Consider the following 25,779-nt stretch of genomic DNA (forward strand, 5'->3'; position numbering starts at 1 on the left):
TCGCTATGGCTACCTCCACGCTCAACAATGTACGCTTCGCAGGCATGGCGACCTGCGTGCCCAAGCATGTGGTCCACAATGTGCATGACGTGCCGCCGCACCTGCGCTCCGAGCGTGAACGTCTGGTACGCAATATCGGCATAGAAACCCGCCGCGTCTGCCCGGACTGGCAATGCTTCTCCGACCTTGCATACGATGCCGCGGACAAGCTGTTGAACGACCTGCAATGGTCGCGCGAGGAGATAGGCGCATTGATCGTCGTCACCCAGTCCCCCGATTACCTGGTGCCGGCCACCGCCATCATCCTGCAGGACCGGCTGGGCCTGGCGCATTCCACGATCGCATTCGACGTCAACCTGGGTTGCTCGGCCTATCCATTCGCCTTGCAGATCCTGGGTAGCATGATCGCATCGGGCGCGATCAAGAAGGGATTGGTGCTGCTTGGCGACCGTTCCAGCTATAAGCACAAGGACCCGCTAAAGGACCCGCTGTTTTCCGACGCCGGCACAGCCACCGCCCTGGAATACCAGGAAGGCGCGCCGCCCATGTACTTTGACCTCAACAGCGACGGCAGCGGTTACAAGGCGATCATCGTCCCGGTCGGTGGACATAGAAACCCGTTCCAGCTCGAGCATGGCATCGCCCGCAAGGGAGACGACGGCTTCTGGCGCTCGGACCTGGACCTGATCCTCGACGGCCCTGCGGTGATCAGCTTCTCGACGCAACGCGTACCGCCGATGGTGGAAAACCTGTTTGGATACTCTGGCGTTGCCAAGGATGACATCGACTACTTCATCTTTCACCAGGCCAACCGCATGATCAATGAAACCATCCGCAAGAAACTGGGCCTGCCGGAAGAAAAAGTCCCATCCACCCTACGCGAGTTCGGCAACACCAGCGGCGCTTCGCTGCCTGTCACCGTCACCGCCCGCCTGCGCGATGCATTGGCCGCCGGCAAGAAACGCCTGCTGTTCTGCGGCTTTGGCGTAGGCCTGTCCTGGGGCGGCGCGATCGTGGACGTGGAAAATGCCGTATTCCCCGAACTGATCATTTCATGAACGCAGTGCAGGACCCATTCTCACTAGCCGGCAAACGCGTGCTGGTGACCGGCGCATCTTCCGGCATCGGCAGGCAGATTGCCATCACCTGTTCGCAAATGGGCGCCAAAGTGGTCATCAGCGGACGCAACCCGGAACGCCTACAGGCGACCGCGACATCATTGCAGGGCACAGGGCATAGCGCCATCCCTGCGGATATATCGCAGCAGGAAGGCATAGACCTGCTCGCGGAGCAGGCCGGAGTATTGGATGGCGTCGTGCATGCTGCAGGGATCTCCAAACTGGTGCCTTTCCGGCTCATCAATAAAAGCCACCTGGCCGACATCTTCGACAGCAATACCTTTGCCCCGTTGCTGTTGACCAAGGCATTGCTTGCCAAGAGGCGCATCGGCCGTCACGGTTCCATTCTCTTCATTTCGGCACTGGCCTCCCACAGCGGCGCCATTGCCACGGGCGCCTATGCCGCCAGCAAATCCGCGTTGCTGGGCGCGATGCGCACATTGGCCATCGAAACTGCGAAACAAGGCATCCGCGCCAACTGCATTGCGCCAGGCTATGTACGCACCCCCATGCTGGACGGCCTGGCAGACGGAGGCGCCAACATGGATGAGCTGATCGCCCGCACCCCGCTCGGCATAGGCGAACCGGAGGACGTGGCCCATGCCGCCGTGTTCTACCTCTCGGACGCCAGCCGGCACATTTCCCGCCACTACGCTTTCGTGGACGGCGGATTGAGCATACCGCTGGATATTCACGCATGACATCACGGGCAAAGGCATTCTCGCTGCAGGGCAAAACCATCCTGGTGACCGGTATGACATCGGGAGTCGGACATGCGATTACACAGACGTGCGCACAGCGTGGCGCCGAAATTTTGTCCGCAGCCCAGCCAGGCCGGCAACTTCACGGCTTGGTGCATTGCGTGGACCAACAGCTTGAGTGCCCGGTAGCGGACTTGAGCGAATCCGACCTCATGCAAGTTTTGCAATCCAACCTTATCGGGCCCGTCATGCTGACGCAACGATTGCTGCAGGCAGGAAGCCTGGCGCCCAATTCATCCATCGTGTTCCTGCTCTCCGCTGCCGCCCATCAAGGCGCCAAGGGGCAGGGCGCCTATGCGGCAAGCAAGGCGGCGTTGTCCGGCCTGATCAAGTGCCTGGCCCTGGAGCAGGCAGTCAATGGCATCCGCGTCAACGGGATTTCCCCTGCCGCCCATGAAGCGCTCTGGCCGGATGTAGCCAACGGCGTCATTTTCCTGCTCTCCGACGCCAGCCGCTGGATTACGGGCACCAGCTTGCCGGTTAACGGAGCAGGTGCGGAACTGGCTTCATGAAAAAGCTCTACATCATTGGCGCAGGCGGCTGGGGCAGGGAAGTGTTGATCCTGCTGCGGGACCACACGGATTGCGGCTCGGCCTGGGACATTGCCGGTTTCCTCGATACTCGCCCGCATATGCTGGACGGCACCGGTTGCGATGTCGGCATCGTAGGCGACCCGCTGACGCACCTGCCGCAAGACGACGAACTATTCGTATGCGCGGTCGGCCTGCCGAATGGACGACAGTCCTTCGCGCAGCCCATCCTGGAAAAGGGCGGCAGGTTCTTCACATTGCATGACGCACCGTTGGGCTGGATCAGCGTGCGAGTGCAGATAGGCCAGGGCGCCATCCTCTCGCACCGCGTGCAGGTCAGCCCCGATGTGCACATCGGCAATTTCGCCAATATCCACAGCGGCAGCATCGTCAGCCACGACGTGCGCATCGACGATTATGCGCAGATCAGCGCCATGGTGTTCCTCGGCGGCGGGGCACAGATCGGCAGCAAGGCGATCATCTATCCCCATGCCACCATCACGCCGGGCATCAAGGTGGGCGAGGGCGCCACGGTGGGCGCAGGCGCGGTGGTGATCAAGGACGTGCCGCCGGGCGCCACCGTGTTCGGCAACCCGGCAAAAGTCATTTTCTAACCCGCAGGCCGGACAGAAGATCAATGCAATCGCGCATGCATCCCAAATACTACCTGTCGCAGGAAATCTTCGACCGCGAACAGACCAAGGTTTTCCGCAAGGTCTGGCTGTTTGCCGGCCTGGCGGCTATGGTGTCCGAAAACAACAGTTATCTGACCCGCAAGATTGCTGGCGTTCCCGTCGTGATCCAGAATTTCAAGGGAGAGATCAAGGCATTCGAGAATGTCTGCCTGCACCGAAGCGCACCGCTGCAGCAAGGGTTCTGCGGGCGCCGCGCACTGGTCTGCCCCTATCATGCCTGGAGCTACGACAGCAACGGGGCTGTCAGGCAGATTCCGGACTGTGACGCGCTCTACCGCTTCAGCGATGAAGAAAGGCAATCGCTCAAACTGCGCGAGTTTGCCCTGCAACAGGTCGGCTCACTGCTGTTCATCAACCTCAGCAGTGACCCCATGCCGCTGGAGGCCCAGTTCTCGGCCAAGTTCATCGAATTGCTGGAAAACAGTTCCAAGCAGTACGACACTGAGGTCATGTTCACGACCTGGCATGCCAGCTTCAACTGGAAACTGGTGTACGAGAACCTGCGCGACCTCAACCACGTCCGCTATATCCACCCCAAGAGCCTGGGCCAGGCCTTGAAATTTCAGAAACATGAAAGCGACATCTTCATCGACGAGGCGGCAGGCCCGCTCACGGACTTGTCGCCGGCAGGCTTGCGTACGGAAATGCGCCGTTTCAGCCATGCCGGGGCAGAAGATGCCGAATATGCGCAGGCGCGCCATTACGCGTGGATGGATATGGTAGAGCCGTGGCGGGGAGCCGATGGCTATTACAATTGGCTGGCGTACCCCAACCTGCATATTGCCAGCGGCACGGGCGGGTATTCGTTCTCCATCGAGAACCATGTCCCGGTCTCGCCTGGCAAGACCGATGTCGAGATCTATTACTTCACGGCCAAAAAGAAACAGCTCTATGCCACCTCGCACCAAGTGCTGCTCTCCCACATGCACTACAGCAAGAAGGTGGTCGGGGAGGATATCGCGATCCTGGAAGCCGTGCAGTCCGCATTGCACCCCGACGCGCCCATGCCCAGCCAGGGCGCTTATGAGACCCAGAACCGCCTGGTGGAGCGCTGGTACACCACCCTGATGGAGACCAGTCATGAAATCTAGATGGGTGATTGGCGATGGGGACTACCTGGACCTGGCATTCCATGCCTGGAAGCAGGCCAGCCCGGACGAGCATGTACAGAAGATCGAGGTTGCGCAAGGCGACGACTATGAGTTCGACCTCTCTATCTTCGAACCATTGCGCCCTGAAACCGGAGATGTCTTCATTGCCGTCGACGACCGCTTCGGCAACTTCAAGCGCATGGAATTGTTCCGCGCAGCGCTTGAGCGCGGCTTTGCCATGGCCTCTTTCATCAGCGCCAGCGCCGATGTGGCAGGGGATGTTGTCATCGGCAGGAACGTGTTCGTCGGTGCCCGCGCCGTGATCGGCCACGGCTGCAAGGTGGAGTACAACAGCGTGATCCATGCCGGCGCGCAGCTCGGTGCCAACAGTCACCTCCGCTCGTCGGTGTGGATAGAACCAGGAGTACAGATCGGCAGCAGAGTCAAGGTAGGCGCACATGCCATCGTCCGCACCGGCGCCATCGTGCACAGCAATATCACGATAGGCAAATCGGCAGAACTGGGCTGGCCGCAAGTCTACAATACCGACATCGCGGATAAGACCGTATACGATCTTCGCTACGATGAGCCGATATATGTCTACAACCATTCTCCATCACAGACATGACCAGCCCAGCCAGCCAGCCTCTCGTTTCCGTCATCATCCTCGACTCCCAGAACGCAAGCTTTCTGTCGCAGGCGATCGACTCTGTGCGGGCACAAGGCATAGACGACCTTGAACTGATCATTGGCGATGATATCCAGCAGGCCACCGGCCAATACCTCGCCTTTCTCGAGGCTGATGGCGCATTCGAGCCAGGCACCTTGCGGGCCAGGCTCGAATACCTGCAAACACATCCAGAAACCTCGCTGGTGCATAGCCCGGTCAGGCTGATTGACATGGACGGCAACGACCTGGGTGCAGCCATCGTGCGCCCCAAGGCCATTGAGTTCGATGCCGCCGTGAACCCGGTGCACCTCAGCGGCGTAATGGGCAAGGCCGCACTGTTCCGCGGACTTGCCTTGTCCCCGGATGCAGCGCTTGGCTGGTACCGAGGCTGGCTACTTTTCGCCCAGGTATTGAGCACCGGCGTCACTTCAGAATACGTCGAGCAAGGCGGCGCACAGCACAGGGTTTGCCGAGCACCTACCCTGGCTGCAGAACTAGAGCGCCATGAAGCCGCGTTGAAGAACGTGCTAGGCTGGATCTATGCACCTACACACCCCATCATCTCGACACCAGGCTTCAGACAACCACCTTTTGCCGTCGCAAGGCGCTTGCGCGAGTTCTCACTGTTCATCTGGTGCCTGATCAGTGGTAATGAAAATATATGCCAGTCCATGATGGAAGATACGGGATTTGTCGCCTTCCTCAATACCTGGCTGGTGAAATCCGTGAAGGCAGAAATCCAACTACAGGCAGCGCGCCACTACCATATCAACCTGACAACCCAGGTTAATGCATTGCCAGAAGACAGCATTCACACCATCTTGCGCGATGCCATATCATTAGGCCTGCAGGAAAAATCCCCCTCCATCATGCTGGCGATATGCGAATGCCTTGCCGTACATTATCCACAAGACCATAAAACAAACACGAGGCATAACGCTGTCCGCGCCAAAGTCATCGCGCATAAACCGCAACCGCGTCCTTTCGCACTCATCACCACGTTCCGCGTTACCGGGGATGCGGATGATGTCAAGAATTGCGCGGAAACGCTATTGGCAAACTGCAGCGAACCCTCGATAGATCATGTCCACGTATTATTGGAGGGGCCTGTCACTGCGTTGGAAGACCTGCTGCAAGATGATCAAGCACATGCGTTAAGATCATACTTGGCACAAGGCAAACTAGTACTCGCACCCATCACTTCGCGCCCGTATTACAACAGCCTGTTCGACTACGCCAATTCACTGGGAAATGTTTCAGCAGCCATCGTCAACGCCGATATGTTATTACCGGCACAAGCAGTGCACGACCTGAGGGATGGCCTCACTACCAATCATGCTCCCATTTATGCGCTAACACGCTGGAATCAGACATCGACCGGAGAATATCTGCAAAGCCTGCAACCGCATCCACCCTGGGCCCCTTGGTCGCCCGATGGACGCTGCCACTTCGAAAAAAACTATCTTTCTTACGATTGCTATGTATTCAACACCCCGATCTCAACCCCGGCATCACTATCATCCGTATTGATTGGCACGCTAGGCTGCGACACCGCGATTGTCGCCCTCCTGCGTATAGAGGGTTATGCCGTCAATAATCCGTGTCTGTCGATTCGCACACTGCACAAGGACGAAAAGCTACGTGATTATTCCGATCAAAACGGTCAGCAACACTTCAAGAACAATATTGAAGCAGTGGCAGCAAGCTTACTGCGTCAATATGCACAGCATCCTGCATACTCACACAGTCTGAATAACCTGCAATCATTAAACAAGAAAGTTACCTGGCTCGGCGGACCCGGTAGCACCAAGTTGATGCCAACGATATTCTTCAACCTTGGCGCCAGCCCTTGGACCACCAAAAACACGCCTACGCCTTTCTCCACTATCAGAATCCGTATTACAAACGGCGACCTTGCAACGGCTTCTGAACAGCTAGCGCGTATCCCGGAAGCGATTAAGCATGATCTTTTCATCATCTGGGAGCTCTCCGGATTCGGCCCCGAAGGCGGTCATATTGTCGACCTGCTCATTAAGGATGTACGATTCGAAGCCCTTGGCTATCCATTGTTTGGCTATCAACGCCAAGCCATGATTCATCAAGACCTGGCCAGCAGTGACGAACGACGAACCATTGAAAACCTGTGCCGGATGCTTGCTAAATTGATATACCAGCCATCGTCACCAGCACACTGATCATGATGAATTTTCTTTCAATCGGTATACCAAGCCCAGTCAGAAAAATCCTGCGCCGTGAAGGAAAACATGCAAAAGTCGTGATATTGGGCACGAACGGCATGGGGTTTGCATTGCTCAACTTGCCTCCAGAAGAGAGAGGATGCGAGATTATTGCTGTTGTGGATGATTTTCGCGCGAAGGAAGAAAAGCATTACTGCAATGTCCCCTTGATCACGACGCAAGAGCTTGCAGTGCTGACAAAGAAGCATGTGGGCCTGATTGCCATCAATACATGCGAGAACCCAAAACCCAAATACTTTTTCGATCATTTCTGTCAGGAAAATCACATCGGCTGCATCTCATTTCGGCAGGCAGAAGGTATTTTTACTGGGCTCTATAATCAAAAGAAACTTCGTGTTAAAAAGGATAGAAAATCGTTTTATCGTCAGGCCGGAGATTGGTTGATCGCCCATCTAGGCAGATGGAAGTTTCCCGATCATAAAATAGCGTTGATTCGATTGGATGGTGCCGGAGATTTCATATTATGGTTAGAGAGCGCCCGCCATATCCGTAATCATTATCCAGAATTCAAGATCACGTTGTTTGCAAATGCTCATTGGGCAGAATATGCCGAAACCTTACCGTATTGGGACGCGGTAATAGCCATCAATCCATCCTTGTTGAGCCAAACCTTGCTCTACCGATGGAGCATCATGTTGAAAATATGGATACACCAGTATGACATTGTCATTAATCCAACATTCTATCGAAGCTACCTTGAAACCGAAGGCTTGGTGAATGCAAGCAACGCTCCTCATCGTATCGGCTGGAATTGCCACCCTCACCCACGCCTCACGCAAACAGAAAAAATAGCCGCTGATGCCTGGTATACAACGCTGTTTACATCTTTATTACCCACCCCGCATGTTTCAGAAATCCTGCGAAATGCAGAGTTTGCTTCTCTACTGATAAAAAAAGAATTACCGCCTGCCATCCACAAACTACCTAAAACAACTATTCCGGCAATCATTCCCAACCTCGATTACTGCATTCTTTTCCCTGGAGCATCTTGGAGCGGGCGTCGTTGGCCTATAGAGAATTTTGTAGCACTAGGGGAAAAACTGCAGCTTCATTTCGGCTGGACTATCGTGCTATGTGGAACAAAAGACGAAAAACCATTGTGTGATTTCATTCAAGAAAATATATCAGCCAATGTTCTAAATTTTGCGGGGAAGACTAGCTTCATCGAGTTCGTTGAACTGATTCGCGGAGCCAAGATGTTAGTCAGTAACGATACCTCTGCAATACACATTGCGCCTGCCGTGGATACAGCATCCGTCTGCATTCTCGGAGGAGGGCACTATGGTATGTTTCTGCCATACCCTGCCGAGATTAACGGGATAAAGCCATTCGCTGCCACGAAGAAGATGGAATGTTATGGCTGCGAATGGCTCTGCTCCTTTCCCCGAAAAATACACGAGGCAGTACCATGCATCAGGGATATCACAGTAGACGATGTTTTCAACCTTGTATTCAAAGCACTGGATAACGAAACCGATATTTCAGCACTGGAAATAGTGAATATCACAGCTACCAGCAACTAAACGAATAAAATCCATATCCATCTATTCTAAGAAGCTTGATCATGCTACCTCCCAAACCCGCTGCATTTGTTCTCGCATCCACTCATCATGGCACAATGATTCTGAACCGGAACGACTACAACAGCACGCCAGATGGCATCCACTATGGTGTGGGATGGCAATTACTGAACCATTCATCCTTCGATCATTCGGAGGTGGCGCTCGCGCTTGATCTCTTGCGATCTAGACGAGATCATTTCGGAGATGGTGTAGTCGCTCTAGATTGCGGAGCGAATATAGGAGTACATGTCGTTGAATGGTCTAGGCTCATGCACAATTGGGGTTCGGTAACCGCATTCGAAGCGCAGGAGCGGATTTTTTATGCATTGGCCGGCAATCTCGCTATCAATAATTGCCTTAATGCACGCGCTATATGGAGCGCAATTGGTAAAAATGAAGGCATGATCGGAGTTCCACAACCTGACTACAATCACCCAGCCAGTTATGGCAGTCTTGAGATACGGCAAAATCATGATACTGAGTTTATTGGCCAACCCATTCAATACAATGAATCCGCACTCATTCCAACCAAAATGATTTCCATCGACAGCCTCAACCTCAGCCGTCTGGATTTTATCAAGATCGATATTGAAGGAATGGAGATAGAAGCCTTGCGTGGCGGAAGAAAAACCCTGGAGACATGCAAACCCATCATATTGATCGAGTGGATCAAAAGCGACCTCACAGCACTGTCCTACGTGCTGGAGAGCTTACAGTACAAGCTCTTCAAGGCTGATTATAATCTTTTGGCCATTCACGCAACGGACCCGGTATTACAAACCTTTACCAGCTTAGATGGAAGAAAACTCCATCGGCCCAACCATGCAGGAAACCGACCTGTTTTCCTCATGGCTCCGCTGTCGCGCCTAGGCCTTGCTTTCGGCGCCGGTATTGCGCAGCGATATGGCCAAGTCATTGCAGCCATTCATGACGAACCGACCACTCCTGTAATCCATGGGACACCCTGCTGGTCAAGCAGCCAGTTTCTGGAGCAAGCCAAACAATATCCTGATGCCATTGCCATTGATCTCTCCGTCAGCCAGCAAGCCCGAGCCTGGTTTGCAGGTATGTGCGCAGAAACAAGTGTAGAGCACTATGACTGGGGTGTTTGCCTGACTCCAGATTAATTACTCCTACCGCCTCCACTGCTGCGATTAGACGGCTGCAAGCCCTGTGTCACCCTGTTTCTAAATGCGAAGCCAATACGCTCCATGAGAGTCATTTAAGAATGCAAAGCAATTTTTCATTTTCATGCACTCTTGGGGTTAGTTAGGAGATTGGGGCAGGTAAAGGCACCAACCATACAATCAATTAATCATTGAAAGGAAAATAACCCTGGAATTTTTTGACAAAATCGTATTGTTGGATATGCTGTAGGCCACATTGATTCTCCAACATCATTTGAGTATTGAGAAACACCAAATCCACCTGCCAGAGATAATCGTCGTAATAGCAAATGTCAACGATATCAAACAGAGTAAACCCTGCCGACTCAAGCACCTTGGCCCGCTCCATCAGGGACCCTATGGCTGCCTCTATCACCACGACGCTACATTGCTTCAGGGTTTGTTCTGCGCCTTGCAAGATTGCCATTTCGTGCCCATCAACATCAATCTTGAGCAGGTACGGTCCAGGAAGGGCCTGGCGATCAGCCAGCACCGTATCAAGCCTGGACATCGGCACGGTGATGCTCTCGCGGCCGCTACCCGGCTCCTGCACGATCCCGGTATGGGTCACTTCGTAATCCGGATTGACCGATCGTAATTCCAACGTGGCCGTGCCGTCCTGGTCCGACACGGCAATATTCAATATCTCATGCGATAGGTCGCGGTAATGGTGGGCTATCCTGTCATTCCAGCCCGAGTAGGGCTCGAATAGCAGATGGTGCAAGTCTGGAAATGCCTCGATCAGCTCAGGCGTTCTTGTCAGCACCCCCACATCCAGGACGGTGCCTATCGGCATGCCGATCTTCTTTATCTTCTCCAACGAGTGAATCTTGCTGGGGTGCCTCATTCTCATGACTCCATAATGACGCTCTATCGAGCTGTTGTGATATCAAACCGTGATTATCAAGACCGCCATCCGGATATTAACCGGGTTTTATTGTTATTGTTCTGGCAATAGGCAAGACCACGCCCGACGTATACTGCAAACCCGGGCTTAATCTTCTCAATTGCGCAAAAGGTGGTAAGGAATGGCAGGTGAATTCCCGCTGGTCAGCATCGTCATGCCGGCCTACAAGTTCCAGTTTATTGAACAGGCGCTGGATAGCGCGATTGGTCAGACCTATCCTGCGCTGGAACTGGTCGTCTGTGATGACAGCGCAAATGAGCAGATCGCCGAATTGGCAAAACAGAAGCAGGCTGGCTCGACATTGCCCATCCGCTACTCCAAGAACGCATACAGGCTTGAGGAGCTGGGCAGCACGGCAAAAGGCATCAAGCTTGCCCAGGGAAAATATATCAAGCTCCTGCATGACGACGATGTGCTGGAACCAGAATGCGTGGCGCAGTTGGTTGCAGCAATCGAGCACGAAGCTAACGTCGCCCTGGCTTCCTCGCGGCGCCAGCGGGTAGACGACGACGGCGAACCGCTGCCGGACATACTGCCGACCTGCTTCCCTTTTTCCGGCGATGTGCTGATCGACGGCAAGGAACTGGTCTCGTTCCTGGGCGACCACACGATCAACTTCATCGGCGAACCGAGCTGCATCCTGGCGCGGCGTGACGACCTGCTGGCGATTGCCGATGAGCTGATGTCGCTCAATGGCAAGGAGATCCACTGGGTTGGCGACCTGGCGCTGTATGCCAAGCTGTTGCAGCGGGGCAACCTGGCGTTTCTTGCCAAGCCGTTGACCAAGTTCCGCGTCTCCAGCGCGCAGTTCAGCCAGGTAGGCCGCGACCAGGTCGGCATTGGCGACAAGGGCCATGCGGACTTCCGCAAGGCCATCCGCGACCTGGGCTGGTATCGCATGTCGGGCGACAACAAGCTGGTCGGCGTCGCGCCCATTACGCAATTGAAGGCGCGGGTGTTCAAGCCGGTCAACCTGCTGGCCGCATTGCACCGCGCAGCGGGGCTGGGCAGTGTGTCGTTGGCAAACTGGATGGGCATACGCCGCCCGACGACGGTACAGCAGGCGCTCATCGACCAGCACCTGGCGGCGCAACAGGGCGGCCCGCGCATTGCCGTCATGCTGCTCGATCACTCCGGCTCGGCCGAGGCTATCGAGCATACGCTGGCCAGCCTGCAAGAAGGCAATCTTTACCGCAACGTGGAAATATGGGTACTCTCGCCCCTGGCCTTGCCAAATCTTGCGGACAAGGCCAAGGTGCTGACGCTTGACCCAAGCGACAACAGCGCCAGCGCCGTCAACGGCGCCATTGCCGAAACACAGGCGGAATGGATATTGCTGGCCGAGGCCGGGTCAGACTTCATGCCCAGCGGCCTGTTGATCGCCGCGCTGGACTTGCCGGCCTTGCCGGCATCCTGCCACGCCGCCTATGCCGACGACATCATCCGCCTGGAAGACAACGAGCTGGGCCTCAACCTGCGTCCGGACCTCAATCTGGACTTGCTGCTCAGCTTCCCCGCCAGCATGTCTCCGCATTGGCTGTTCCGCAGAACAAGCCTGATTGAGCAAGGCGGCTTCTCCGCCACATCGGGGCGTGCTTTTGAGCTGGAATATCAATTGCGCCTGATCGAGCAATCAGGCTTCGGCAGCATCGCCCATATCAGCGAGCCGCTGCTGATCGGCCAGCAGCTGAACCTGCAGGCATATCCGGAAGAACAGGCCGTCATCGCGCAGCACCTGGCTGCACGCGGCTATGAGCAGCCTGTCGTCCACAACCACTTGCCGAGGTGCTATGCGATCGATTACGGCCATGCGCAGCAACCCGGCGTCAGTATCCTGGTCATCGTCAAGGACCGGCTGCCGCAAGTGCAGCGCTGCCTGGAAACCCTGCTCGAGAACACCAGCTACTCCAATTACGAGGTGCTGTTGCTGGACCACGGCAATCAGGCTGCGGATATTTGCACCTGGCTGGCTGGCATCGAGTCCATGGGTTTGCCGCAATTGCGCGTCCTGCGCTTCGATGCCGCGATCACGCGCGAGGCCTTGTGCAACCAGGCAGCCCAGCATGCGCACGGCGACTTCCTGCTCTGGCTGGGAGACGGCGCCGGCATCCTCAACCAGGACTGGCTGCAACAACTCCTCAACCACGGCCTGCGCCCCGAGGTAGGGGCCGTCGGTGGCAAACTGCTTTCCGCCGACGGCAAGATACGCCATGCCGGCTTGCTGCTCGGCCTCAACGGCCCGGCGGGCCGCGCGTTTGAAGGCCTGTCCCACGACGAGGGCGGCTACATGCAACGCTTGCAGGTTGAGCAGCAATATTCCGCATTGAGCAGCGAATGCCTGTTGCTGCGCCGCGAGCTATTCCTGCAGGCGGGCGGCTTTGATGAGGACCGTTTGCTTTCGCGCTGGTTCGATGTCGACTTGTGCCTCAAACTGCAGCAGGCCGGCTTCCTCAATGTCTGGACGCCGCGGGTGACGCTATTGATGGACATGCCGGCCGCCGCTGCCGCCAGCACGCGGGAAGAGGATGCCATGTACGCCCGCTGGCTGCCCGTACTGGCGCGCGACCCGGCCTACAACCCCGGCTTCTCGGTCCAAGCCGAGCCAGGCTTCAAGCTTGCCGAGCCGCCGTTGTCCTGGCGCCCGTTGCAATCATGGAAGCCGCTCCCGACCATCCTCGCCCACCATGCCGACCCCTATGGCTGCGGCCATTACCGCGTCATCCAGCCGCTCATTGCCATGCGCGAAGCGGCACTCGTCGACGGCACGATATCTGGCAACCTGCTATCGCCGGTCGAACTCGAGCGCTACCAGCCCGATGCCGTCGTGCTGCAGCGCCAGACTACGCAAGACCGCGTGGAAGCGATACGCAGGATCAAGGCATTTTCCCAGGCGTTCAAGGTCTACGAGCTGGACGACTACCTGCCCAACCTGCCGATGAGAAGCATCCACCGCAAGCACATCACCAAGGATGCCGTCAAAGCCCTGCGGCAGGGGCTGGGTTTCGTCGACCGCTTTGTCGTCTCCACCCCGGCGCTGGCCGAAGCATTCTCCAACCTGCACGCCGATATCCGCGTCGTCAAGAACCGCTTGCCCGTCGGCTGGTGGCAGGGTCTGCAAAGCCAACGCCGCATTGCAGCGAAGCCTCGCGTGGGATGGGCTGGGGGCAACAGCCATACCGGGGATCTGGAATTGATCGCCGATGTGGTCAAGGAACTGGCGGACGAGGTGGAGTGGGTGTTCTTCGGCATGTGTCCCGAAGCGTTGCGCCCCTGCGTGCATGAATTCCATGGCGGGGTGGCTATCGACAAATACCCCTCAGCCCTGGCCGGCCTGAACCTCGACCTTGCCCTGGCACCGGTGGAGCAGAACCTGTTCAATGAATGCAAAAGCAACCTGCGCCTGCTGGAATATGGCGCATGCGGCTTCCCGGTCATTTGCAGCGATATCCGCTGCTACCAGGAAGACGACCTGCCCGTCACCCGCGTGAAGAACCGCTTCCGCGACTGGGTGGATGCCATCCGCATGCATGTTGCAGACCTGGATGCAGCGGCCAAGGCAGGAGACGCGTTGCGCCAGGAGGTGCTGGGCAACTGGATGCTGAAGGGGGAACACCTGCACGAATGGCGCCGCGCCTGGTTACCAGACGGCAATTAGCATCGGGGCTTCATTGCATGTCAGTGCATGCTGACATGCAATTCATCCTCATCCCGACTCTCCCTACACCACGCATGCTCTACCATGGGTACCAGATGAATCGCCATGCGATTTTCTACCTGAACAACTCAACAAGGAGTACACCATGAACTGGGATCAAGTAGAAGGTAACTGGAAGCAACTCAAAGGCAAGGTGCGCCAGCAATGGGGCAAGCTTACCGACGACCAATTCGAGCAAATCAAGGGCAACCGCGAAATGTTATCCGGCAAGTTGCAGGAGCTTTATGGCATCTCCAAGGAAGAGGCCGAGAAGCAGATCGACTCCTTCAACAAGAGCTGTACCAAACACTAGTCAAATAGTGTGATTTGATTCTCCTCTAGTAATACTCCCTCCACCGGCCTGTTGGCCGGTTTTTTCTTGTTGATGGTCTGGGTTTTGCTTAAGTATCATCATAAGAATTTACCGAGTCTTGCCCATGGCCCTGCCCAGCTTCAGCTACCTACAATGCAGTTTTGCCGGAATGGATTTCATCCTGCGCATCGAGTCCGCACTGTTGTCGCCTGCCACTCTGTCAGGCAACCGCATTCTCAAGACCGCGCCAGCGCCTGCGTTCTGCCAGGCCGTCCCGGCACCATACTTCGAGGCGATCGAGGGCAATAAACTCTACAAACTCGCCTACTACCTGGAAAACCTCGCCTCACTGCCGCCCGCCAAGCGCATCTGGAGCTATGGCTCAGCCCAGTCCAACGCCATGCTGGCCTTGAGTGCATTCGCACAACTCATGGGCACGGAATTTCATTATGTGCTGCCATACCTCGCCGACGAGCTGAAAACACAGCCCAAGGGCAACCTGGCCTTGGCATTGGATCGCGGCATGCACTTGCATATCGACAGCAAGCTATACCGCCGCATGACGCAGCAGGCGTTCGTGCCCAGCGAGAATGAATGGATATTCGCCGAGGGAGCCAACCATGCACATGTAGCACACGGTTTCGGATATCTGGGCGCTGAAATCAGCGAGGTAGCCGGCACGCTGGGATTCCAGCAGGTATTCCTGCCATCAGGCACCGGGAGCAGCGCCTGCCACCTGGCCGCCTCGCTGCCAGGCATGGAGGTCGTGACGACGCCGGTATATGGCGATACGCCTTATCTGCAGCAGGTGTTCTCAACCCTGCAACAGCAACGCCACCCCGTCATCCTGGCGCAGGAGCCGCATTACCGCTTTGGCTCGCTGTACCGCGAGCTGTGGGAATTGCAGGCCGAACTGGCGGCAGAAACCGGCATCAGTTTCGACCTGCTGTACGACTTGCCGGCCTGGGCCTGCATCCTGCAACACCGCGAGCGCTTCAAGCAGCCCTGGCTGTACCTGCACCAGGGCGGCATGAAGGGCAGCGCCACCATGCGTGAACGCTATGTCCGGATGTTCGGAGCGGAACGTCCGGTCAAGCTGCGCGCCTGATCAGAAATCCAGCGTCAAACCGACATTGACCGAGCGGCCCATGCCAGCCAGCGCGCTCATCGGGCCTGCCGCATTCTCCGCTTTCCAATTTGCATAGTTCACGCCACCGTTGGGCAACAGATAGTAGCGGTCAAACAGGTTGGTCACGCTGAAATCGAGACGGGCCTTCTGCCATTGGTAGCTACTGCGCAGATCCACCAGGGTATAGCCGCCCGTTTCAGGCTCGAAACGCGCATGGTCGACGCGCGTCTTGCTGTCGATGAACTGCACATCGATGCCATTGGACCAGGCGCCCTTCTTCTGCTCCAGGCTGATACGCGCATTGAGCGGCATGATCTGGTAGAGCGAATCCCCGTTGGTGCGCTCCCCGCGCGTCCAGGCCAAGCTGCCGCGCAGCCGGCCTTCGCCCCAGGCACTGTCCTGCCATAGTTGCTTGGCGGCATCGCCATTGATGCCATAGAAGCGTGCATCCTGGTTGTCAAAACGCAGCAAAGCATTGGTGGTGCCGGCGCGACCCAGAGGATTGAACGTCCCGATACGCTCGACACCGATGTAATCCTGTACATAGGTGAAATAAGGCGTCAGCCGCACTTGCCAAGACTCCTTCCCGGCGTCATGCCAATCCAGGGTGGCGCTTACCGTGTTCGCTTTCTCCGGGCGCAAATCGGGATTGCCGACATAGCCGTTGGCCTCGCCAAACCAACCAATCATGGTGCGCGCCATGGTGCCGGCTCCCCAGGAATAGCGTTCGTAGAGATTGGGCGAACGTGTCTTGCGGGCATATCCAAATTCGATGCTGGAATTTTCGTTAATCTCGTATTTCCCTGTCGCAGTCAGGTCGAAGTGATTGTCGCTGGCAGAACGGCTGCCCGCGTTGAACGCGCTCGCAGCGGCAATATCCGCCATGCCCATCATGCCGCCATAGGCCTGCACCTCGCCGGTGCTGGTGCGCACATGGTCAATACGGGCGCCCAGCAGGGAACTCCAACGGCTGTCCCATTGGGATTCCACCTCCGCAAATATGCCGGCGCGGGCACGCCGGCCGTCATTGATATTCACATAAGTGTTAGGCCCCATCATCATGGTATCGCCGGATATCGCAGGCCAAAAATCATCCAGCGTATTGCGATGCAGGTCGTTCCCTAGGCGCAGGATATGGATATCACCAATCGGAATTGTCGCTTTCACGCTATAGCCCATATCCTTGCCATGCGTCTTCATCGGCATGGCGCCGGTCTTCTCGGAGGTGAAGAAACCCATTTCATGGCGTACTTCCTGCCAATAGACGCGGGTATCCAGATCGCCCCAGGCAAAACGGCGGCTGTAGCTCGCATTGATGGAATCCGCCTTGTTGTCGACCAGGTCCATGTATTGATTGGGGAAGCCCTGGTGCGGCACTTCCTGGTGGCTGAGGCGCAGCACGAAATCCTCATTCTCGCCCTTGGCGCCGATCGTCAGCGTCTGGATATGGCGCTCGAACTGGGTCGCGCGCACCTTGTCGCCGTTGCCGTCGCGGTAGCTCTGGCCGCGGTCCATGGTGCTGGTGAAGTTCAGGCTGAGGTTGTCGCTGGCTGCCGTCGCATTCAGCGCCGTGCTCAACCCGTTGAGATTGCTGCGGTACACCGTGGAGAAACTGCCCTTGTATAACCATGCATCGGCATTGGCAGCGTAGATAGGCTTGGCGGAGTCCACAGTGATCGTGCCGGCAATGCTGTCGCCGCCCATGCTCACGGGCGTAATGCCGGCCAGCACGCTGACATTGGCCACTGCGGCTGGCGAAATATAGGTCAGCGGCGCATTCATGTTGTTGGCGCAGGCGGCCGTCAATTCCGCACCGTCGACCAGGATACGGATGCGGTTGTCGTTCATCCCGCGGATATTGGGCAGGGCGGAGATTCCCCCTGCCTGGTAGGAGTACACGCCCGTGTAATCCTGCAGCAGGCTGGCTGCGTCGGCGCTGTTGACCATGCGTTTGTGCAAGTCGCTATTGCCGTCATGCGCATGCGCCGTCACCTCGATTTCCGGCAGGTGCTCCAGATGCTCATGCTCCGCATGCGCAACACTGCTGAATACGGATGCCAGCACCAGCGCCGTCCATTTCAGCGGCATTGCCTGATGCGCTCCCGCGCGCGTTCTTACCTCGACCTTCATTTCCGCTCCCGGCTCCAAAACTGCATATTGATGTATTGCAAAACGCTGGATTGTAGTTGGAATGGGGCATCTCAACGATGCGGCATAATGTCGCACCATGAGCATGTTCTGCATGGGATAAACAGGTATAATTGCTCGCCTGTGCGGGCGTAGTTCAATGGTAGAACGCCAGCTTCCCAAGCTTGATACGCGGGTTCGATTCCCGTCGCCCGCTCCAATCTCCGAAATTTCACGGCAATACCATCCTCTGCGGCCAAGGCAATGTTAGGATGGCCTCCACTGACTTCAAGGCCGCGGCTTTTCTTTATAACTTTATATCGCTGTCAACCGGGCTGGCATTGCCCGATACGCCTGTATTTATCCATGAAAACCGCAATACATCGCCGCCAGGCATTATTCTCTTTCTTCCTGCTGGCCGGGTTGGCCGTCGCCTCCTGGGTTACGCGGACGCCTGCGATCCGGGACCAGCTCGGCGTCTCGATCGCAGAAATGGGCTTGATCCTGTTCAGCATCTCGGTTGGCGCCATGACCGGCGTGCTCAGTTCCGGCAAGCTGGTCCAGCGCTACGGCACCAAGCCCGTGATCCGTGCAGGCATGCTGACCCTGCTGGTCGGCCTGGGCGTCATGGCGGCAGGGTTGGCGTCGACATTGGCGCTATTGGTCGCGCTGGGCCTGATGCTGTTCGGCTTGGGCATCGGACTAGGGGAGATCGCACTCAATGTCGAGGGCGCAGAAGTCGAGCGCATCACGCACAAACCCGCGCTTGCCATGCTGCATGCGGGTTTCAGCCTGGGCACCTTCCTGGGCGGCATTGTCGGTATTGGCCTGGCCAGTATTGCATTCCCGGTGGCATGGCATCTTGCACTCACTGCGCTGGCGGGCGTTCCGGTGATCTTGTGGGGGTTGAGATCAATTCCAGCGGGAGTGGGAATCGAATCAACGCCTCAATCCGGCCAATCCAACATGAATGGAGAGATGGACCAGCCGTTCAAGCCGTGGCGTGACGTGCAACTGATGTGTATCAGCCTGATCGTGCTGGGCATGGCGCTGGCGGAAGGTTCGGCGACGGACTGGATCCCGATCCTCATGGTGGATGAACATCATTTCAGCGCCGCCATCGGCTCCATGATCTATACCGGCTTTGCCGGCATGATGGCGCTGGGCCGCTTCAGCGGCCACTACTTCCTCGAACGCTACAGCAGGGTGTCTGTGGTCCGCGCCAGCGCGCTGCTGGGCGTCATTGGGATCAGCATGGTCATTTTTGCCAACCATCCTTATGTCGCCGCCGCGGCAGTCCTGTTCTGGGGCCTGGGCACTTCGCTTGGCTTCCCGCTGACCATTTCCGCGGCGGGCGATACCGGGGACGGCAGCCACTCCACCGCGCGCGTCAGCATCGTCGCGACAGCTGGCTATGTCGCCTTTCTGGCAGGGCCGCCGTTGCTGGGATTTATTGGGGAACATTATTCCTTGCGCCATGCCTTATTGGTGGTACTGTTCTTCGTGGGGCTGGCGTTCTTCCTCGCGCGTGCGGTATCCCCGCGCAGTTGACCGCCGCATATCGGCGAGGGCGTTAATTGGACTCAGGTTTTACCAAGTTTTACAGAAATGCTGGCGATTGCCGATATTCTGCTATTTAGGGCTGACAGAATTCAGTGAAGCGATCCTGGCCATACGCCGTGCCGCAGGCGGTACAAGGGGCGGGGTAGGGCAGAGCGCAATGTCAGGCGAGTTTTGCTCAATGATTTTAGTACGGTAATAAGCCTAATTTCCTGCAATGGCTTGCTGGGATTTGAGATTGGGGAATATTAATCAATGTCATCAATGCTTCAATCTTTTGCATCTGGCTGTATGATAATAACGCAACTGATCCTCTGCATTAACGATTGTCCGTCATTCGAAGCGATTGTGGAGGCTGTGCCTAGTACCCCCCCTGGACTAAGAACATAGGTAATTATGAAGACCCTCAACCTCGTTGATACCGCCAAGGTGCTGATACTCGATGACCAGGCCGTCAGCCGCTCCATCCTGTCCAAAATCGTCAGGAACCTCGGGCGCGGTATCAAAACATGTGAGTTCTCCTCGCCTACCGAGGCATTGCTCTGGGCGCAAGACAACACCGCGGACCTATTGCTGGTCGATTATGAAATGCCGGGCATGAACGGCCTGTGCTTCATCAATGAAATCACGCGCCTGCCCCAGTACCAAACCGTGCCCACCATCATGATCACGATCAAGCAGGATGTGGAGATCCGTTATGCCGCGCTGGATGCGGGCGTCACCGATTTCCTCACCAAGCCGGTCGACATGCATGAGTGCATGGCGCGCTGCAAGAACCTGATCACCTTGCGCCAGCAGCGGCTGACCCTGGAAGACAAAAGCCGGCTGCTGGAAAGCATGGTGCGCGAGGCCACCGAGAACATCCTCATGCGGGAGAAGGAAACCCTGATGCACCTTGCCCGCGCAGGGGAATACCGCGATTACGACACCGCACAGCACCTGCTGCGCATGTCGCTTTACAGCCGCGTGCTGGCAGAGGCGCTGGGCTTCCCTGAAGACGAGGCGGAGCTGATCGAGTTGGCCGCCCCGCTGCACGACATCGGCAAGATCGGCATCCCGGATAGCGTGCTGCTCAAGCAAGGCCCCTTCACGCCCGAAGAGAAAAAGGTCATGCAGCGGCACCCGCTGATCGGCTATGAAATCCCGCAGGGCAGCCCGTCCAAGTATTTGCAGAAAGGCAGCGAGATCGCGCTTGCGCACCACGAGAAGTTTGACGGCTCGGGCTACCCCTATGGCATGTCCGGCCAGGAAATTCCTCTATCGGCCCGTATTGTGGCGGTAGCGGACGTATTCGACGCACTCACCAGCCGCCGGCCTTACAAGGAGGCCTGGAGCGTGGATAAGGCGATCGAATACCTGATTGCGGAAAACGGCAAGCATTTCGACCCGGAATTGATCAAGCTCATACCCGATGTGCATATGCTGTTCGAGGAAATTCACAAGCGTCATGCTTCCTAAGAGCCTGTTTAAAAGTTGCAAATTTCCCCTTCAGGGGACTTGAATATAACTTTATCTAAGCGCAACCTAATACACGCAACCGGAATGACACGGAGCTGCAATCCCGATTGCAGTGCTTTCCAACTTTGAAAAACTCGACCAGCCTATGTCATTGATGCAACCCTTCAAGCGGGCCAGACAATACTGGCTGACTCTGAGCAGGCATTGCGACCCGCTGGAGCTTGAGCAGGCGATCATCCGCATCTGGCTGTGCATGGCGTTCCTGTCTTTCCTGATCTACCGCGAAGTCACCGGCCTCAACACCATCAGCCATACCTTCCCGCTCGCCATCCCGATGACGGTGGTGTTTCAGGTGCTGTCCTTCGTATTGATCGGGCTGATCCTGTTCACGACAAGCCATGCCGCCTTGCGCAGGCTGTCCGGCGCCTGGCTGGATATCGGCCTGCCCACCATGTTCATGGCGATGACGGGCGAACTGGGGGTCATCCTGGTCGGGGTATACCTATGGGTGACTTTCGGCAACGGCTTCCGCTTCGGCAAGAAATACCTGCTCCACTCCCAGGCGCTGAGCGTGATCGGCTTTCTTTACACCATCAACGTCAACCCGTTCTGGCTCGAGCACAGGGCCATCAGCTACAGCCTGTTGCTCATGCTGGTGGCGTTGCCGCTCTACGTCGCCACCCTGATCACGCGCATCGAGGAGGCCAGGCAGAAAGCCGAGGTCGCGAACCACGCGAAAACCCGCTTCGTCGCCAACATGAGCCATGAAATCCGCACCCCGCTCAACGGCATCATCGGCATCAGCACCCTGTTGCGCAACACGCAGCTCAACCACGAGCAGGACGAGCTGCTGCGCACGCTCGAGAGCTCGTCCAAGCTGTTGCTCGCCCAGCTCAACAACGTGCTGGACTTCTCCAAGATCGAGCAGGAAAAGCTGCAGGTGGAAGAAACCGAGCTCTCCCTGCGCGAGCTGGCCGAGCAAACCATCGAGGTATTCAAGGGCCAGGCGCTCAACAAGCGCATCACGCTGGAAAAAAGCATCGACCTCGACGACGTACGCGTCAAGAGCGATCCCTACATCCTGCAGCAGATCCTGGCCAACTTGGTCGGCAACGCCGTCAAGTTCACCGAGCGCGGCTCGGTCACGCTTGCCGTGCACACACTGGAGTCGACAGCCGACCAGGGCATATACCGCATCGAGGTCATCGATACCGGCATCGGCATTTCCGACGAGCAGCGCGAACGCATTTTTGAAAGCTTCACCCAGGCCGACATCTCCACCACGCGCAAGTTTGGCGGCAGCGGCCTAGGCCTCACCATCGCCAAGCGCCTGGTCGAAGCATTGGGCAGCGAGCTGCACCTGAACAGCGGCCTCAATGTCGGCAGCCGGTTCTGGTTCGACCTTACGCTGGAAATCGTCGCACCTGCGCCCGTCGTCTCGCTTGCCGCGGTCGACAACAATCCCCAGCCCTCCACCAAGCCGCTCAAGATCCTGGTTTGCGAGGACAATGTCACCAACCAGACCATCATCGTCAAGCTGCTGCAATTGCCCGGCCACAACGTCGCCGTGGTCGACAATGCCGACGAGCTGCTGGACAGGCTGGAAATCGAGCAGTTCGACCTCGTGGTGTCCGACCTCAACATGGCCGGGATGAATGGGATAGACGCGCTGAAGCTGTATCGCTTCCTGCGGCCGGACGACAGGGAAACCAAATTCATCCTGTTTACCGCCGACGCAACGGTGGAAACCAAGTCTGCAGCCGAAGTGGCGGGCTTCGACGCCTACCTGACCAAGCCGATCGAAACCAAGCTGTTGTTCGACACGATAGCCAGCCTCAAGGGCGGCCTGCCGGTTTCGGGCCAGGTGGCCCAGTTTTATGCGAAAAAGAATGCGGCCCCGCCGCAGGAAGCGGCAAAGGCAAACGACGTATTGTCGCCTGCGACGCTGTCGGAACTCGAACTGCTGGGCGGGCAGGACAGCATGTTCGTACCCCGCCTCCTAAGCAAGTACGTCACCGACTGTGGAGCGTTGGTCAAAGTCATCAAGCAAAATCTCGGCGCCAAGCGTTATGGCGAACTGCACGAGTTTTGCCATGCGCTCAAGGGCAATAGCCTGAGCGTCGGTGCGGTCACCGTGAGCAAACAAGCGGATATGATGGACAAAGCCAGTCCTGAGGAGCTGCGTTTCCGCGGCACCATCATGCTGGATCAACTCGAGAAAGAGTTCGAGGCAGCCACGCAAGCCATCAACGACTACTTGAGTAGTCGGCAGGCTGCCTCGAGCTAGCTGTCATCCTGCTGCCCTGACGGCTTCTTCCTGATCTCCCACCTTGGTGTTCTGGGCGCGCACCAGGCGCTCCATCACCTTGAGGTTGCGCTCGGTCAGCCGCAATGCCGCATCCACCCAGATTTCCGTGATGTCGAGCAGCTCCTGCTTGGTAAGCGGGTTGACGCGCTGCTTGGCCTTCTGGATCGCCTGGAATGAGTTCAGCGACTTGTGCGTCTTGCGCACCCAGTCATGCAACGCCTTCTCGCCCTGGCCGGTTTCTGCCAGCACGTCCACCACGCCCATATCGTACAGCTCTTCGGCGGTGTAGACCTTGCCCGAGCGGATCATCTTATCGGCGGCGTTCAATCCGATCCGGCGCGACAGGAAGCTCATCGCCCCCATGCCGGGGAACAGGTTGAACAACACCTCGGGCAAGCCCATGAGCGCCCCCTTCTCGGCGATCAATACATGCGCGGACAAGGCCGCCTCGAACCCGCCCCCCATGGCCTGGCCCTTGACCAGGGAAATCGTGGTGATCGGGGCCTGCATGTTGTAGAAGGTCCAGAGGTTGTCTATGCACAAATGGGCATATTCCAGCAGCTTGCTCCTTTCCTTCTTCTCGATGGCTTCCTTGAATGTTGCCAGGTCGCCGCCCAGGTTGAACACGCCTTCCACATCGGACGCCAGCACCAGGTAGTTTGTAGCCTGCTGCGGACGGTGAAGCGGATTGGCATGCGATGCCTCGATCTGCGTCTGGTTCATCAGCAGTTCGCTCATGCAAATCCGGTTGAAGCACGGCCGCGGGTTGGGCTGCATAAATAGCCATGTAATACCGAACTCGGGCTCATAGTGGGCACGTACTTGCTCAAATTGAACAGTGTTTAAAGGATTGAAATCAACAACGGCATTCATAAAGAACTCCCCATAAAGGTTAAAAAAATTACACTACACGCACAGACGTAGCACAATTGTATTGCAAGGTAAATGCCTGATTGATTATTAGAAATTCAACATTCTTTAAACTTTGCCGTTAATATCCACTCTTGACGCCAAATACCACCGATGGAAATAAAAAAAATGATCAAGCGCTTATGCATTTTGTCGATTTTGGGAATCAGCAGTGGAGTGAACATGACGGCGCATGCTGCGGGCTTTGCCCTGATTGAGCAAAGCGCGTCCGGGTTCGGCAATGCCTATGCCGGCATGGCAGCCCGAGCAGACGACGCCAGCGTCCAGTTCTTCAACCCGGCCAGCCTTTCATGGCTGCCTGCAGGCAGACAGATCGTGCTAGGGGGCAGCGCCATTCTCCCCAGCGCGAAGCTCAGTAATACCAACTCAAGTTATATTGACCCTAATGGGCGCACTCCAATTTCCGGCAACAATGGCGGTGATGCCGCGTCCTTGGAACTGGTACCTAATTTCTATTTCGCCAGCGACCTGAGCACTGACCTGAAGTTTGGTTTGGGGATTACGGTGCCTTATGGGCTGACCTCGGAATACGATAACGGCTGGAAAGGCCGCTACCAAGCCTTGAAATCCGAATTGATAACCGTCAATGTCAACCCGGCGCTTTCATTCAAGCCGTCGGAGAAATGGTCGATTGGCGGCGGCATCAGCCTGCAATACGTCAAAGCTGAACTCACGAATGCAATAGATTCAAGCGCGCTTTGCTTAGGCAGTCCGTTAAATGGATTAGGGGTATGTTCGCCCAGTGGCTTGGGCCAAGCCGGTAATGCAGCCGTCGACAGCTATAGCAAAATGAAGGGCGATGACATCAGCTGGGGTTTCAACCTAGGCGTGATTTACAAACCCTGGGAAAACACCACCTTGGGAGCCAGTTACCGTTCCCATATCAAACACAAGTTGGAGGGCGAGGCGAGCTTTCGACGTTCCGCCGCAATCAACCAAGTCGCACCGCTTGCCTCGCGCCTGAGTAACTCGGATATTACTGCGAACCTTTCCATGCCCGAAACCGTCTCGTTCAGCCTGGCACAACAATTGAACGACAAAGTGGAATTGCTGGCCGATGTCACCTGGACCAACTGGAGCCGCTTCAAAGAATTGCGCATCCAGTTTGACAGCGGTCTGGATGACAATGTCACTACCACCAAGTGGAACGACAGCTACCGGATTTCGCTAGGCGGTAACTACCGCTACAACGACCAGCTCACCCTGCGTGCAGGCGTCGCCTATGATCAGACGCCTGTGCCCGATTCCAGCCACCGCACCCCCCGCATCCCGGATGCCGACCGCACCTGGTTCGCGGTTGGCGCAAGCTGGAAGCTGGACTCCTTCAATACCATCGATGTCGGCTACGCCTATCTGCGCATGAAGGACTCCAGCATCGACAACAGCAGTGAGGGGGCTGTGCGCCACAACATCCAAGGAGAATTCTCCTCCAAAGTCAACATATTGAGCGCACAGTGGAGCCACTCATTCTGATCATATGCCGTGAGCTAATCGCTAAAAAT

At 56.7% G+C, this 25,779-nt stretch carries 19 protein-coding genes and 1 tRNA gene; 17 read left to right on the forward strand and 3 right to left on the reverse strand.

Going from position 1 to position 25,779, the window contains the following annotated elements:
• Positions 1-5: 5 nt before the first annotated feature.
• Genes ACW4YW_RS06495 through ACW4YW_RS06535 form a run of 9 tightly spaced genes read left to right on the forward strand, consistent with a single transcriptional unit; the run spans position 6 to position 9,812 of the window.
• Entirely contained in the window at positions 6-1,058 is a 1,053-nt protein-coding gene (locus ACW4YW_RS06495) for a ketoacyl-ACP synthase III (protein ID WP_457136830.1), read from the forward strand.
• Positions 1,055-1,819, forward strand: a complete 765-nt coding sequence (locus ACW4YW_RS06500) for an SDR family NAD(P)-dependent oxidoreductase (RefSeq protein ID WP_457136831.1) — start codon at positions 1,055-1,057, stop codon at positions 1,817-1,819. The genes ACW4YW_RS06495 and ACW4YW_RS06500 overlap by 4 nt, the downstream gene beginning before the upstream one ends.
• Positions 1,816-2,391 carry an SDR family NAD(P)-dependent oxidoreductase gene (locus tag ACW4YW_RS06505; RefSeq protein ID WP_457136832.1) on the forward strand — a complete coding sequence of 192 codons (576 nt, stop codon included), beginning with the start codon at positions 1,816-1,818 and terminating at the stop codon, positions 2,389-2,391. Before ACW4YW_RS06500 ends, ACW4YW_RS06505 begins: the two co-directional genes overlap by 4 nt.
• The gene (locus tag ACW4YW_RS06510) at positions 2,388-3,023 is read left to right on the forward strand and encodes an acetyltransferase (RefSeq protein WP_457136833.1); all 636 of its coding nucleotides are present in this window, start codon (positions 2,388-2,390) and stop codon (positions 3,021-3,023) included. Before ACW4YW_RS06505 ends, ACW4YW_RS06510 begins: the two co-directional genes overlap by 4 nt.
• Before the next feature lie 35 nt (positions 3,024-3,058).
• Positions 3,059-4,195: an aromatic ring-hydroxylating oxygenase subunit alpha gene (locus tag ACW4YW_RS06515; protein ID WP_457136834.1), complete on the forward strand. Its 1,137-nt coding sequence runs from the start codon at positions 3,059-3,061 to the stop codon at positions 4,193-4,195.
• Positions 4,185-4,823, forward strand: a complete 639-nt coding sequence (locus ACW4YW_RS06520; RefSeq protein ID WP_457136835.1) for a DapH/DapD/GlmU-related protein — start codon at positions 4,185-4,187, stop codon at positions 4,821-4,823. The genes ACW4YW_RS06515 and ACW4YW_RS06520 overlap by 11 nt, the downstream gene beginning before the upstream one ends.
• Positions 4,820-7,060 carry a hypothetical protein gene (locus ACW4YW_RS06525; protein ID WP_457136836.1) on the forward strand — a complete coding sequence of 747 codons (2,241 nt, stop codon included), beginning with the start codon at positions 4,820-4,822 and terminating at the stop codon, positions 7,058-7,060. The genes ACW4YW_RS06520 and ACW4YW_RS06525 overlap by 4 nt, the downstream gene beginning before the upstream one ends.
• Before the next feature lie 2 nt (positions 7,061-7,062).
• Complete coding sequence (locus ACW4YW_RS06530) at positions 7,063-8,646, forward strand: glycosyltransferase family 9 protein (RefSeq protein WP_457136837.1); 1,584 nt, start codon at positions 7,063-7,065, stop codon at positions 8,644-8,646.
• Between the two features lie 41 nt (positions 8,647-8,687).
• Positions 8,688-9,812 (forward strand): FkbM family methyltransferase, encoded by a 1,125-nt coding sequence (locus ACW4YW_RS06535; RefSeq protein WP_457136838.1) that lies wholly within the window; start codon positions 8,688-8,690, stop codon positions 9,810-9,812.
• Positions 9,813-9,996: 184 nt separating this feature from the next.
• Here ACW4YW_RS06535 and ACW4YW_RS06540 read toward each other — a convergent pair whose 3' ends face one another.
• Positions 9,997-10,698: an FkbM family methyltransferase gene (locus ACW4YW_RS06540; protein WP_457136839.1), complete on the reverse strand. Its 702-nt coding sequence runs from the start codon at positions 10,696-10,698 to the stop codon at positions 9,997-9,999.
• 181 nt (positions 10,699-10,879) lie between these two features.
• On the opposite strand from ACW4YW_RS06540, the gene ACW4YW_RS06545 reads away from it, so the two are divergent.
• From ACW4YW_RS06545 to ACW4YW_RS06555, 3 genes are all read left to right on the forward strand, one after another.
• Positions 10,880-14,413, forward strand: a complete 3,534-nt coding sequence (locus tag ACW4YW_RS06545) for a glycosyltransferase (RefSeq protein ID WP_457136840.1) — start codon at positions 10,880-10,882, stop codon at positions 14,411-14,413.
• Positions 14,414-14,558: 145 nt separating this feature from the next.
• Positions 14,559-14,765 carry a CsbD family protein gene (locus ACW4YW_RS06550; RefSeq protein WP_011480867.1) on the forward strand — a complete coding sequence of 69 codons (207 nt, stop codon included), beginning with the start codon at positions 14,559-14,561 and terminating at the stop codon, positions 14,763-14,765.
• 169 nt (positions 14,766-14,934) lie between these two features.
• Entirely contained in the window at positions 14,935-15,873 is a 939-nt protein-coding gene (locus tag ACW4YW_RS06555; protein WP_457136841.1) for a hypothetical protein, read from the forward strand.
• Here ACW4YW_RS06555 and ACW4YW_RS06560 read toward each other — a convergent pair whose 3' ends face one another.
• On the reverse strand, positions 15,874-18,024 hold the full coding sequence (locus ACW4YW_RS06560; protein ID WP_457136842.1) for a TonB-dependent receptor: 2,151 nt from the start codon (positions 18,022-18,024) through the stop codon (positions 15,874-15,876).
• A gap of 143 nt (positions 18,025-18,167) precedes the next feature.
• On the opposite strand from ACW4YW_RS06560, the gene ACW4YW_RS06565 reads away from it, so the two are divergent.
• From ACW4YW_RS06565 to ACW4YW_RS06580, 4 genes are all read left to right on the forward strand, one after another.
• Positions 18,168-18,241, forward strand: a tRNA-Gly gene (locus tag ACW4YW_RS06565).
• Between the two features lie 146 nt (positions 18,242-18,387).
• Positions 18,388-19,572 (forward strand): MFS transporter, encoded by a 1,185-nt coding sequence (locus tag ACW4YW_RS06570; RefSeq protein WP_457136843.1) that lies wholly within the window; start codon positions 18,388-18,390, stop codon positions 19,570-19,572.
• Positions 19,573-19,977: 405 nt separating this feature from the next.
• Positions 19,978-21,039, forward strand: coding sequence for an HD domain-containing phosphohydrolase (locus ACW4YW_RS06575; protein WP_457136844.1), 1,062 nt, complete (start codon positions 19,978-19,980; stop codon positions 21,037-21,039).
• Positions 21,040-21,193: 154 nt separating this feature from the next.
• Entirely contained in the window at positions 21,194-23,326 is a 2,133-nt protein-coding gene (locus ACW4YW_RS06580; protein ID WP_457136845.1) for an ATP-binding protein, read from the forward strand.
• 3 nt (positions 23,327-23,329) lie between these two features.
• On the opposite strand, the gene ACW4YW_RS06585 is transcribed toward ACW4YW_RS06580, so the two are convergent.
• Positions 23,330-24,220, reverse strand: a complete 891-nt coding sequence (locus ACW4YW_RS06585; protein ID WP_457136846.1) for a crotonase/enoyl-CoA hydratase family protein — start codon at positions 24,218-24,220, stop codon at positions 23,330-23,332.
• A 219-nt stretch (positions 24,221-24,439) separates the two neighbouring features.
• On the opposite strand from ACW4YW_RS06585, the gene ACW4YW_RS06590 reads away from it, so the two are divergent.
• Positions 24,440-25,750 carry an OmpP1/FadL family transporter gene (locus ACW4YW_RS06590; RefSeq protein WP_457136847.1) on the forward strand — a complete coding sequence of 437 codons (1,311 nt, stop codon included), beginning with the start codon at positions 24,440-24,442 and terminating at the stop codon, positions 25,748-25,750.
• Positions 25,751-25,779: the final 29 nt, after the last annotated feature.

The organism is Methylobacillus pratensis (genome assembly GCF_054072455.1).